Here is an 11,073-nt window from a genome sequence, read left to right on the forward strand (position 1 = left end):
GCCACGGACGCGCGGCTAGGCGATGCGGATCATCGCCGGGCGCTGGCGCGGGCGCCTGCTCGTCGCGCCCAGGGGAGATGCCACACGTCCGACGGCCGACCGCGTGCGCGAGGCGTTGTTCTCGATGCTCGCCAGCCGACTGGGTTCGTTCGAAGGGCTTGCAGTGGCGGACATGTTCGCCGGATCGGGCGCACTCGGGCTGGAAGCCCTGTCGCGCGATGCGGCCACCTGCATGTTCGTCGAACAGGACGGCGCTGCGCTCGATGCGCTGCGCGGCAATCTGGCGGCTCTGGGCGCGACCGGTGATGTGCGTGCGCAGTCGGTGATGGCGCTGGGTCCGGCGACCCGACCGCTCGACCTGATCCTGATGGACCCGCCTTATGGCACTGGAGCCGCGTCGGTGGCGCTGGACAAGCTTCTGCGGCTCGGCTGGGTGTCGCCCGGCACCTGGATCTCCGTCGAGACCCGGCAGGACGAGCCCGTCAGGGCAACGGGCTTCGCGATCGACGTGGAGCGTGTCCACGGCAAGGCGCGCATCACCCTGCTGCGGCCAAGGGACTAAGGCCGGAGGTCAGCCTCCCGTCGGCCTGCGCGTCACATTCGCCGTCCGAGTCGCGGGCGTCACGCGCCAGACGGTATCGCCCAGGTCGTCAGCGACCAGCAATGCGCCAGCCTTGTCGATCGCGACGCCGACCGGCCGGCCCTGCGCCTGGCCCTTGGCGTCGATGAAGCCGGTGACGAACGGCTTGGGCTTGCCGACCGGCCGCCCCGCCCGGAACGGCAGATAGACGACCTGATAGCCGTTGTACTGGTCGCGATCCCAGCTGCCATGCTCCCCCATGAACGCCCCGGCGGCATATCCGGAAAGAAGCGGCGACTGGGAAAAGGCGACGCTGAGCACCGCAACGTGGCTGCTGAGGGCATAGTCCGGCGAAATCGCCCTGGCGACCATGTCGGGGCGTTGCGGCCTTACCCGCGGATCGACATGCTGTCCGTAATAGCTGTACGGCCAGCCGTAGAAGGCGCCGTCCTTCACCGACGTCAGGTAGTCGGGCACCAGGTCCGGCCCCAGTTCGTCGCGTTCGTTTGCCACGGCCCACAACTGCTTCGTCGTCGGCTCGAACCCGAGCCCGGTCGGATTGCGGATCCCGCTGGCGAAGATGCGGTAGCGGCCGGTCTCGCGATCGACTTCCCACACCGCGGCCCGCTCGCGCTCGGCGGCGGCGCCGTTCTCGGTCACGTTGCTGTTCGACCCGACGCCCACGTACAACAGCTTGCCATCCGGGCTCGCCACAAGGCTCTTGGTCCAGTGATGGTCGATCGGACCGCCCGGCAGGTCGAGCAGCCTGACCCCCGGCGCGGTGATCCGCGTCTGCCCCGCCTGGTATGGAAAGCGCAACAGCGCGTCGGTGTCCGCAACGTACAGGTCGTTGCCGACCAGTGCGACGCCGAACGGTGAGACGAGATGGTCGACGAACACCGTCCGCACGTCCGGCACGCCGTCGCCGTTGGTGTCGCGTAGCAGCGTTATGCGATTGCCGCCCTTCGCGCTCGAGCCGGCATAGCCCTGAACCCAGCCCATGATGAGGTCCTTGGGCCGCTCCACCGGCTCCACGCCCGGGCCGCTCGACTCGACCACGAGTTCGTCGCCGTCGGGCATGACGTAGATCTGGCGCGGGTGTTCGAGACCCGTCGCCAGCGGCTTGATCGTGAAGCCTGTGGGCACCGTCGGCGCCGCGCCGCGTACCCAGCCGACCGCCCTGGCGACGTGCATCGGCGGCAGGAGGTACTGGCGGGGTATCGGCAGCACCGGATTGGCGCCCATCTGGCTGGAGCGGTCGAAGGAGTCGCTCTTGGAACAACCGGCGAGCGCCGCGCCGGCCATCAGTGTCGCGGCAAGCGGAAGGACGATGCGCATCAGGCGACTCCCACACGATGGCGGTAGGTTAGCGAACGGCCCAGCCATAGCGTCGGCAGCAGGACCAGCACGGTGACGACCGACAGGATGAGGCCTTGCGGCACCACCGACGTCCATGCGTCGCGGCTGTGGACGAAGTTGTTGAACAGTCCGAGCACCAGCACGACGATCAACCCCACCGCCCGCCATCGCGCCGCCGCGATGCGCCGCACATCGGCGTGGCTCAGATCGATCAGCGCGATCAGCAGCGCAAGACTGCCGAACAGCTCGCCGAACGCCAGCAGCCACGCGGAAAAGTTGGTCCACTGCATGTCGGGCGAGCGCGAATAGGTAAAGTCGGTCAGCAGAGCGCCGACGAAGCACACCGCGGGTACCGCCATGAAGACGCCGAACAACGGCTGCCCGCCGATGCTGGCACGCGCGGGAGGGCTGGCGCGGAAGGCGGAACGGTTGCTCAAGGGAGAGACTCCTCGGTAAGGCGTAGCTGCCGCGCGGTCCCCATCCACTAGACGCGCCGGCCACGGCGCGGTTCCGGTGAACGTCGCGGTCGACGCGCGTTCACCCAACGGTAACGAAACTGTCCATCACCCGTTTCCGGCCCGCGGTCTCGAAATCGATCTCCAGCTTGTTGCCCTCGATCTGCGCGATCGCTCCATAGCCGAACTTCTGGTGGAACACGCGCATGCCCGGCGACAGGTCGGCGCGGCCCTTGTTGCCGATGCTGACGGCGGGCGCGCGGCTCTCGACGATGCGGACGGGCGCCGTGGAGAAGCCGCGCTGCCACTCGCCGCCGGGCTTCTTCGGATCCGGCGCTCCTGCGGGATTGCCGGCGGCGCGTTGCCAGCCGGGTCCCCTCCCCGTCCCGCGGCCGACGTCGGCGAAGGGGTCGGCATGTTCGGACCAGTTCGCGCGCCACAGGCTCTCGCCGCCCGCCATGCTGGTCTCCGCCTCGACATGCTCGGGCGGCAGCTCGGCGACGAAGCGCGAGGGGATGGACGACGTCCACTGACCATAGATGCGGCGGTTGGCGGCATGGAGGATGAACGCCCGGCGCCGGGCGCGGGTGATCGCGACATAGGCGAGCCTGCGCTCCTCCTCCAGCGACGCCGTCCCGCCCTCGTCCAGCGACCGCTGCGAGGGGAACAGCCCCTCCTCCCAGCCGGCGAGGAACACCGTGTCGAACTCCAGCCCCTTGGCGGCGTGGATCGTCATCAGCGTGACCTGAGGGTCGGTGCGCCCACCCTCGTTGTCCATGACCAGCGACACGTGTTCCAGGAACGCGCCGAGCGACTCATACTCCTCCATCGCGCGGACCAGCTCGGACAGGTTCTCCAGCCGGCCGGCGGCTTCCGCCGACTTCTCCGCCTGCCACATCGCGGTGTAGCCCGACTCGTCGAGCAATTGCCGCGCGAGCTCGGGGTGCGGCAGGTCGCGCGCGCGGTCGCGCCAGCGGGCAATGTCTCCGACCAGGTTGCCGAGCGCGCGCCGCGCCTGCGGCGTCAGTTCGTCCGTATCCAGGATGCGCGCGGCGGCGATCGTCAGCGGCGTGCCGGTCGAGCGGGCGAGCTGGTGCAGACGCGCCATCGCCTTGTCGCCCAGGCCCCGCTTGGGCACGTTGACGATCCGCTCGAACGCCAGGTCGTCGGCGGGCTGGTTGACGACGCGCAGGTACGCGAGCGCATCGCGGATTTCCGCCCGCTCGTAGAAGCGGAAGCCGCCGACGATCCGGTACGGCATGCCGATGGCGATGAACCGGTCCTCGAACTCGCGGGTCTGGTGGCCCGCGCGGACGAGGATGGCGATATCGTCAAGGCTCGCGCCATCGCGCTTCCGCCCCTCGATCTCCTCGCCGACGCGGCGCGCCTCCTCTGGCCCGTCCCATACGCCCAGCACGCGCACCTTCTCGCCGGCGTCCAGTTCGGTCCACAACTGCTTTCCCAGCCGCCCGCCATTGTTGGCGATGACGCCCGACGCCGCGCCCAGGATATGCGGTGTGGAGCGATAGTTCTGCTCCAGCCGGATCACGGTGGCGCCCGGGAAGTCGTGCTCGAACTTCAGGATGTTCTCCACCTGAGCGCCGCGCCAGGAATAGATCGACTGGTCGTCGTCGCCGACGCAGCACAGGTTGCGCCGCTCCTGCGCGAGGAGGCGCAGCCACAGGTACTGGACCGAGTTGGTGTCCTGATACTCGTCGACCATGATGTAGCGGAACCGCCGCTGGTACAGGTCCAGCACCTCGCGATGGGTCTTCAGGATCACCAGCATGTGCAGCAGCAGGTCGCCGAAGTCGCAGGCGTTCACCGACCGGAGCCGATCCTGATAGCGCGCGTAGAGGTCCGCGCCCTTGCCGTTGGCGAACCGCTCGCTCTCGCCGGCGTCGATGTCGCGCGGGATCAGCCCCTTGTTCTTCCACTCGTCGATCAGCCCGGCGAGGCTTCGCGCGGGGAACCGCTTTTCATCGATGTCGGCAGCGAGGATCAGCTGCTTCATCAGCCGCAACTGGTCGTCGGTGTCGAGGATGGTGAAGTTGCTCTGCAGACCCACCAGTTCGGCATGGCGGCGCAGCATCTTGGCGCCGATCGCGTGAAAGGTGCCGAGCCATGGCATCCCCTCGACCGCGTCCCCCACCAGCCGCCCCACGCGTTCCCGCATCTCGCGAGCGGCCTTGTTGGTGAAGGTTACGGACAGGATCTCGCTCGGCCATGCGCGACGCGTGTGGAGGAGGTGCGCCAGCCGCGCGGTGAGCGCCGCCGTCTTTCCCGTCCCCGCGCCCGCCAGCACCAGCACCGGGCCGTCGGTCGTCACCACCGCCTCGCGTTGCGCGGGGTTGAGGCTGGCGAGATAGGGCGGGTCCTGCGTCGCGGGCGCGGACAGGTCGGCGGGCTGGGTCATGCGCGAACAGCTAGGGAACGCGGACCCCCGGGGCAAGCCGCCGCTCTCCGTGCCACGGCCAGTCGGTCGCCCCCGACGCCCACAGCGCCCACCATGTTATCAGCGGCTGGAGCAGCAGCCGGGGGCCGTGATAGCCGATGCCAAGGCCGGTGTGGCCTCCCAGATCGTGGATCGCGTGCTTGATGTTCGCCGGGAACACGCACACCGCATAGGCCGCGAGCGCCCAGCCCGCCGCCACCCGCCACCGCCGCGTCATCAGACCGGCCGCGCCGGCAAGCTCGCACAGGCCCGTCCCGACCACCACCGCATGGGGGAACGGCACCCAGGCGGGCGTGATCCGCACCATCGCATCCGTCACGACAAGATGCGCCACCCCCGCCACCGCATAGAACAGCACCAGCGCTCCCAATGCGAGCCGTCGTGCCCTGCCGTCCGTCATGTTCCGGCTCCTACGCTGGCCCGGCTAGCGGGCCAAGGTCCGCCCCGCATGCCGGGAGTTGGGGCGGGACCTGCGGATCACATCGGTGCTTGCACCCTCCGGACAGACGGCGACCGGGTCCCCACGCGATACTCGCCGAACAGGTGCGGGGTGACGAAGGAGACGATCGTGGCGTATCGGCATCGCATCCAGGGAGCCCGCCGATGCCGTCATACCCGATCCGCTCGATCCTAGCCGCATCCGTGCCGCTCCTCATCGGCGCCTCGCCCGTCCCGCCGCTCTCGCCGGGCGCATGGACGTTCATCAGTACGCCGGTATCCGCCTCGCTCGACGGGCGCGTCCTTCACGACCTGCCGGTCGGGGAAATCACCAGCGAGACGACGTGTCTGACCCCGGCCCAGGCGACGGCGCCTGGACCGTGGCTGGCGCGCGATCTGTTGCACGACTGCACGCTGGACCGCGCCAGCGTCGCCGGTGGCCGGGTGGCGATCACCGGCCACTGTCCGCCGCCGACGCCCGGCTTCGCGGCGGGCACGCTACGCATCACCGGCCGCTACACCGCGGCGAGCTACGACCTGCGGTTCGCGACCGTCTCACCGGACCAGAACGGAACGATGGGGTTCGATGGGCTGATGACGGGCAAGCGTACGGGCAACTGCTCCTGACCTGTCGCGAAATGAACCGCGAACTCCCTTCCGCGTGCCCGAGGATGGAGGCGGGCAGCCTCAGCCCTTCTCCACCGCCATCAGCGTCACGTCGTCGTACCGGGCGTCGGCCGGATCGAACAGCTTGCTAGGAGAGAAGTGCCGCGGCGTGACGCGCAACGCGCCCAGCCCGGACAGCTTGAACGTGCCGACCTTCACCTCCTTTGGTGGCTTGCCGTCGCGTTCCAGCGTGATCGCGTCGACGTGCAGGTCGCCGTGGCGTGTGTAGAGAATGTGCGGCGCCAGCGTCACCTCCGCCATGTTGTAGGTCGCGGCGATCGCGAACTGCTTGACGATCGCCTCCAGCACGATCGCGGGCGCGGCCGGCGACGGCTCGGCGCGATCCTCGGTTGACGTGAGCTTCATGGCGGTCATCCTACCGGTCCTGCTGCATCGCAGCAACAACTACGGACGCGGCCTCGCGTTCCCGGCGGGAGGACGGCGTGACGGCGGCGGACATCATCGAGCGGCTGGCCCTGGCCGCTCATCCGGAAGGCGGCTGGTATCGCGAGACGGTCCGGCGACCCGCGCCGGGCGGCGGCCGCGACTCGCTGACGGCGATCCACTTCCTGCTCGACCGTGGGCAACGGTCGCACTGGCACCGGGTGGATGCGGACGAACTGTGGCTGTGGCACGCGGGCTCTCCGCTCGTGCTGAGGATGGCCGACGATGACGAGGTGACCGACCATCGGCTAGGTGGCGACGTGTTCGCCGGGCACGCGCCGCAGCTGCTGGTCCCGGCCGGCGCGTGGCAGGCGGCGGAGGCGCCGGACGGATGGGGACTGGTGAGTTGCGTCGTCGTGCCCGGCTTCGATTTCGCGGCGTTCGAGCTGGCGGCGGAGGGATGGTCGCCGGGCGGGTGAGCCCGCCCGGCCGGCGGCCTAGTGCCAGAAGATCAGCAGCAGGATGATTATCGGCAGCGGGATACCCAGCAGCCAGAACAATATACCCTTGCCCATCGATCTCTCCTCTTGATGGTTGCCCTTGCGGAACGACCCAGCCGCACCGCCGTTCCTTGGCCATCGTCGACGCAAGGATGTTGCCATGAGCGAGACCGCCGAGAAGTCCGACCCGGACCTTTGGGAAAAGGTGAAGGAGGAGGTCACCGCCGGCGCCAAGGGCGGACGCGAGGGCGAGTGGTCGGCGCGCAAGGCGCAGATGGCCGTCACCGAATACAAGCGACGCGGCGGCGGCTATCTGGGCAGGCGCGACCCGCACAACTCGCTGCACGAATGGACCGGAGAGGATTGGGGCACCAAGTCGGGCGAGAAGAGCGGCGACACGCACGAACGCTACCTGCCGAAAAAGGCGCGCGAGGCGCTGTCGGACGAGGAGTATGAGCGCACGACCAAGAAGAAGAGGGCGGACACGGAGAAGGGCAGGCAGTTCTCCGCCCAGCCCGGAGATGTCGCCGCCAGGACGCGCGAGTTCCGCGACCACCGCACCCGCACGGAACTGTACGCGGAGGCCAAGAAGCGGAACGTGCCAGGGCGGAGCAAGATGACCAAGGAGCAATTGGCGCACGCGCTGGCGGGCTAGGCGCCTTCCCGGCCCGTTCAGGCTCAGGAAGGGCCAAAAGGGAAAATGACTACCGCGCCGGCACCGTCGCCGGGTCCATCAGCTTCTGCGCGAAATACGTCATCTGCAGCGCCTGGATGCGGGCGCCCTGGGCGATGTCCGCGTCGCCCGAGTGGCCGCCGGCGGTGTCCTCGTAGAACAGGTACGGCAGGCCGTATTCCTGCATGCGCGCGGCGAACTTGCGCGCGTGTTGCGGCCCGACGCGGTCGTCCTTGGTGGTCGTCCAGATGAATGGCTCGGGATAGGCGACGCCGCGGCGCAGGTTCTGGTAGGGCGAGATCGTCTGGAGGAACGCGCGCTCGGCGGGCACGTCGGCGCTGCCGTACTCGTCCACCCAGGACGCGCCGGCGGCGATGTGCTCGTAGCGGATCATGTCGAGCAGCGGCACCTGGATCACCACCGCGCGCCACAGATCAGGGTGCTGGTTGAACTCGACCCCCATCAGCAGCCCGCCGTTGGAGCCGCCGTAGATGCCGAGCTTCGCCGGGCTGGTCAGCCGGCGCGCCTCCAGATCCTTCGCCACCGCCGCGAAATCGTCGTAGATGAGCTGGCGCTTGGTCTTGCGGCCCGCGTCGTGCCACGCCGGCCCGAACTCTCCGCCGCCGCGGATGTTGGCGAGCACGAAACTGCCCCCGCGCTCCAGCCACAACTTGCCGGTCGAGCCCGAATAGGTCGGCGTCATCGACACCTGGAACCCGCCATAGGCGGTCATGATCGTCTGCGTGCTGCCGTCGAGCGGCACGTCGCGGCGGTGGACGACGAAATAGGGTATCTTCGTGCCGTCGCTCGACGTCGCTTCATACTGGTCGACGATGTCGCCCGAGGCGTCGAACCTGGGTGGAAGCGTCTTGACCGCCGTCGGCTGGCCCGCCGCCGCGTCAAGCGCGTACAGTGTCGTCGGGGTCAGGAAGCCGGTGACGGACAGGTACGCGTGGTCGCTGCGGTCGGTGGTGGTCGCCACCCCGATCGTCGCGTTGTCGGGCAGGTCGATCTGGCGGTGCGTCCAGCCCGACGGGCCGGGCGTGTAGACGAAGGCGCGGCCGCGCACGTTGTCCGACACGACCAGCAGGCCGTGGTTGCGGGTCAGCGCCGCGCCCTCCACCGACTGGCGCGGCCCCGGCGCGAACACCACGGTGGGCTTCAGCACGCCGCGCTCCACCTCGGCGAGCGGGGCCGAGGCGATCGCGCCCGCGGGCACCGCGCCCCACGGATCGCTGGTGGAGAAGATCAGCTGTCCGTCGATCAGCCCGGTCGGGTCGGTGCGCGCGGGGATGTCGAGCTTCACCGGGCCGTGGGGCGTCACCAGCAGCGTCTCGGAGCCGAAGAAGGTCACCCCGCGCCGGATGAACGTCGCGCGATGGCCCTTGGCGTCGGTCAGCGCGTAGCTGCTGGTCGAGACCTGGTCCGTCGCCGCGCCGCGATAGACCTCGCGCGCCTGGTCAAGCGATTGCCCGCGCTTCAGCTCCTTGACGACGAACGGATATCCCGACTGGGTCAGCGTGCCGGTGCCCCAGTCGCGGCTGACCAGCAGCGTGTCCTTGTCTATCCAGGTCGCGTCCTGCTTGGACCTGGGCAGCGCGAAACCGTTCGCGACGAACTGGCCGGTCTCCAGGTCGAACTCGCGATAGCTCACCGCGTCCTCGCCGCCCTCCGACAGCGCGACGAGACACAGCCGCTCCTCGGGCTGTAGACAGGTCGCGCCCTTCCACACCCACGTCTTGCCTTCCGCGCGGCCAAGCGCGTCGAGGTCGATCAGCGTGGTCCAGTGCGGGGCGGCGGCGGCGTAGCCGGCTTCCGTCGTCCAGCGCCACAGGCCGTGAGGATGATCCTGGTCGCGCCAGAAGTTGAGCACGCGGCCATAGCTCAGGTCCGGGGCCGGGATGCGGTCCCTGGCCGACGCGATCGCGAACGCCTCCTGGTAGAAGGTGCCGTAACGCGGGTCGTTCTGGAGCCGGGGCAGCGACCTCGCGTTCTGCTGCTCCACCCAGGCGAGCGATCGCGCGCCGTCCTTGTCCTCCAGCCAGAGATAGGGATCGTCCGCCGGAGCGGCGGCGGCGTTGGTCGGATTCGGGGTGGGCGTCGTCATCCCCCGCGTCTGCGCGAGCGCGGGGCTCGCCGCAAGCAGTCCGGCCAGGAACGTCCCCGTCAGCAATCCCGCCAGCATCCGCATTCGACTTTCCTCTCGATCCCGTGACTTGACGCGCGAGTGTGGCGGGCGGAAGCGCGCGGCACAATGCCGATCACCTCCGAACCCGCCACCGCCCCGGCCGACGGCCTGCCGCTGCCGCGCCGCTACGCCGCGATCGCCGCTTTGTGCTTCGGCACCGCGCTCGTCATCATCGACGGCGGCGTCGCCAACGTCGCCCTGCCGACGATCGCGCGCGACCTGGACGTCGCGCCCAGCGCGGCTGTGTCGATCGTCACCGTCTATCAGCTGATGCTGGTCATGCTGATGCTGCCGTTCGCGGCGCTGGGCGAGCGGATCGGGCTGAAGCGTATGTACCAGCTCGGCCAGCTCATCTTCACCGTCGCGACCCTGCTGTGCTTCTTCTCGCGCAGCCTGCCGTTCCTGCTCCTCGTCCGCGCAGGCCAGGCGATCGGCGCGGCGGGCACGCTGGGCGTGTCGGCGGCGCTGGTCCGGCATACCTATCCCGCCAGGCAGCTCGGCCGCGGTCTGGGCATCAGCTCGGTGATCGTCGCGAGTTCGGCGGCGGCGGCGCCGACGCTGGGCGGCCTGGTCCTGAAGTTCGCGCCGTGGCCTTGGGTGTTCGCAAGCGCGATCCCGTTCGCGCTCGCCTCGCTGTTGCTTGGCCGCGCGCTTCCCGATCCGCCGGCCAGCGACCGCCGCTTCGACGTGGGGGGGCGCGGTGCTGTGCGCGGCGATGTTCGGGCTGGTGATCGGCGGGGCGGAGACGGCGGTGCATGGCGACAGCCCGGTGGTATCGGCGGCGATCGTGCTGCTGGGCCTGCTGGTCGGCAGCTACTACGTGCGGCGCGAGCGGCATACCGCCAACCCGATCCTGCCCATCGATCTGTTCGGCAGGCCGGTCATCGCGCTGTCGATCGTCGGCGCCTACACCGCCTTCATCGCCAGCCAGGTGCTGCTGATCTCGACGCCGTTCCGTCTGACCCAGCAATTCCATCTGTCGCCCGCGCTGGTCGGCGCGGCCATCGCGCCGTGGCCGCTCACCAACATGATCGTCGCGCCGCTCGCGGGGTGGCTGTCGGACAGGGTTCCGGCGGGCGTCCTCGGCGGGATCGGCATGGGCGTGTCGATCGCTGCGCTGCTGCTGCTGGCGTTCCTGCCCGCGGACGCCGGCTATTGGGATATCGCCTGGCGCATGGCGCTGTGCGGATCGGGGTTCGGCACCTTCCTGCCGCCCAACGCCCGCCTCATCATCGGCTCGGCCCCGCGCGAGCGGGCGGCGGCGGCGGGTGGACTGGTGTCGACCGTCCGCCTGCTGGGGCAGACGACGGGGGCGACGACGGTCGCGGCGCTGCTGGCGATCGGGATCGGCGCGGGCTCCGCCCCGCCGCTGGTC

10 protein-coding genes and 1 pseudogene are annotated in these 11,073 nt (G+C 69.6%); 5 read left to right on the forward strand and 6 right to left on the reverse strand.

The window, feature by feature from the left end:
• Positions 1–22 precede the first annotated feature (22 nt).
• Positions 23–562, forward strand: coding sequence for a 16S rRNA (guanine(966)-N(2))-methyltransferase RsmD (rsmD, locus tag HUV01_RS06580; protein WP_174297505.1), 540 nt, complete (start codon positions 23–25; stop codon positions 560–562).
• A gap of 9 nt (positions 563–571) precedes the next feature.
• Here the strand turns inward: rsmD and HUV01_RS06585 are convergent, their stop codons facing one another.
• The 4 genes from HUV01_RS06585 to HUV01_RS06600 form a co-directional block, all read right to left on the reverse strand.
• Positions 572–1,918, reverse strand: coding sequence for a PQQ-dependent sugar dehydrogenase (locus tag HUV01_RS06585; RefSeq protein ID WP_174297506.1), 1,347 nt, complete (start codon positions 1,916–1,918; stop codon positions 572–574).
• The gene (locus HUV01_RS06590) at positions 1,918–2,376 is read right to left on the reverse strand and encodes a DUF2231 domain-containing protein (protein ID WP_254606427.1); all 459 of its coding nucleotides are present in this window, start codon (positions 2,374–2,376) and stop codon (positions 1,918–1,920) included. The genes HUV01_RS06585 and HUV01_RS06590 overlap by 1 nt, the downstream gene beginning before the upstream one ends.
• Before the next feature lie 100 nt (positions 2,377–2,476).
• Positions 2,477–4,810: an ATP-dependent helicase gene (locus tag HUV01_RS06595; protein ID WP_174297507.1), complete on the reverse strand. Its 2,334-nt coding sequence runs from the start codon at positions 4,808–4,810 to the stop codon at positions 2,477–2,479.
• A gap of 10 nt (positions 4,811–4,820) precedes the next feature.
• Complete coding sequence (locus HUV01_RS06600) at positions 4,821–5,249, reverse strand: DoxX family protein (protein WP_174297508.1); 429 nt, start codon at positions 5,247–5,249, stop codon at positions 4,821–4,823.
• A gap of 203 nt (positions 5,250–5,452) precedes the next feature.
• Between HUV01_RS06600 and HUV01_RS06605 the strand changes: the two genes are divergently transcribed.
• Positions 5,453–5,914: a DUF3617 domain-containing protein gene (locus HUV01_RS06605; RefSeq protein ID WP_174297509.1), complete on the forward strand. Its 462-nt coding sequence runs from the start codon at positions 5,453–5,455 to the stop codon at positions 5,912–5,914.
• Between the two features lie 60 nt (positions 5,915–5,974).
• On the opposite strand, the gene HUV01_RS06610 is transcribed toward HUV01_RS06605, so the two are convergent.
• A complete protein-coding gene (locus HUV01_RS06610; protein ID WP_174297510.1) occupies positions 5,975–6,319 on the reverse strand; it encodes a hypothetical protein in 345 nt (114 codons plus the stop codon).
• A 77-nt stretch (positions 6,320–6,396) separates the two neighbouring features.
• Between HUV01_RS06610 and HUV01_RS06615 the strand changes: the two genes are divergently transcribed.
• Together HUV01_RS06615 and HUV01_RS06620 are read left to right on the forward strand one after the other, a co-directional pair.
• Positions 6,397–6,816: a cupin domain-containing protein gene (locus tag HUV01_RS06615; protein WP_174297511.1), complete on the forward strand. Its 420-nt coding sequence runs from the start codon at positions 6,397–6,399 to the stop codon at positions 6,814–6,816.
• Between the two features lie 181 nt (positions 6,817–6,997).
• Entirely contained in the window at positions 6,998–7,492 is a 495-nt protein-coding gene (locus tag HUV01_RS06620) for a hypothetical protein (RefSeq protein ID WP_174297512.1), read from the forward strand.
• 49 nt (positions 7,493–7,541) lie between these two features.
• Here HUV01_RS06620 and HUV01_RS06625 read toward each other — a convergent pair whose 3' ends face one another.
• Positions 7,542–9,701: a prolyl oligopeptidase family serine peptidase gene (locus HUV01_RS06625; RefSeq protein ID WP_174297513.1), complete on the reverse strand. Its 2,160-nt coding sequence runs from the start codon at positions 9,699–9,701 to the stop codon at positions 7,542–7,544.
• A 63-nt stretch (positions 9,702–9,764) separates the two neighbouring features.
• Between HUV01_RS06625 and HUV01_RS06630 the strand changes: the two are divergent.
• Positions 9,765–11,073, forward strand: a pseudogene (locus HUV01_RS06630) (MFS transporter); the annotation flags it as partial.

This window comes from Sphingomonas bacterium (genome assembly GCF_903643035.1).
In the GTDB taxonomy this organism is placed as follows: Bacteria; Pseudomonadota; Alphaproteobacteria; order Sphingomonadales; family Sphingomonadaceae; genus Sphingomonas.

Coding starts and splice junctions, on each gene's coding strand:
- rsmD (WP_174297505.1), top strand. CDS start 23: ATGCGGATCATCGCCGGGCGCTGGCGCGGGCGCCTGCTCGTCGCGCCC.
- HUV01_RS06585 (WP_174297506.1), bottom strand. CDS start 1,918: ATGCGCATCGTCCTTCCGCTTGCCGCGACACTGATGGCCGGCGCGGCG.
- HUV01_RS06595 (WP_174297507.1), bottom strand. CDS start 4,810: ATGACCCAGCCCGCCGACCTGTCCGCGCCCGCGACGCAGGACCCGCCC.
- HUV01_RS06600 (WP_174297508.1), bottom strand. CDS start 5,249: ATGACGGACGGCAGGGCACGACGGCTCGCATTGGGAGCGCTGGTGCTG.
- HUV01_RS06605 (WP_174297509.1), top strand. CDS start 5,453: ATGCCGTCATACCCGATCCGCTCGATCCTAGCCGCATCCGTGCCGCTC.
- HUV01_RS06610 (WP_174297510.1), bottom strand. CDS start 6,319: ATGAAGCTCACGTCAACCGAGGATCGCGCCGAGCCGTCGCCGGCCGCG.
- HUV01_RS06620 (WP_174297512.1), top strand. CDS start 6,998: ATGAGCGAGACCGCCGAGAAGTCCGACCCGGACCTTTGGGAAAAGGTG.
- HUV01_RS06625 (WP_174297513.1), bottom strand. CDS start 9,701: ATGCGGATGCTGGCGGGATTGCTGACGGGGACGTTCCTGGCCGGACTG.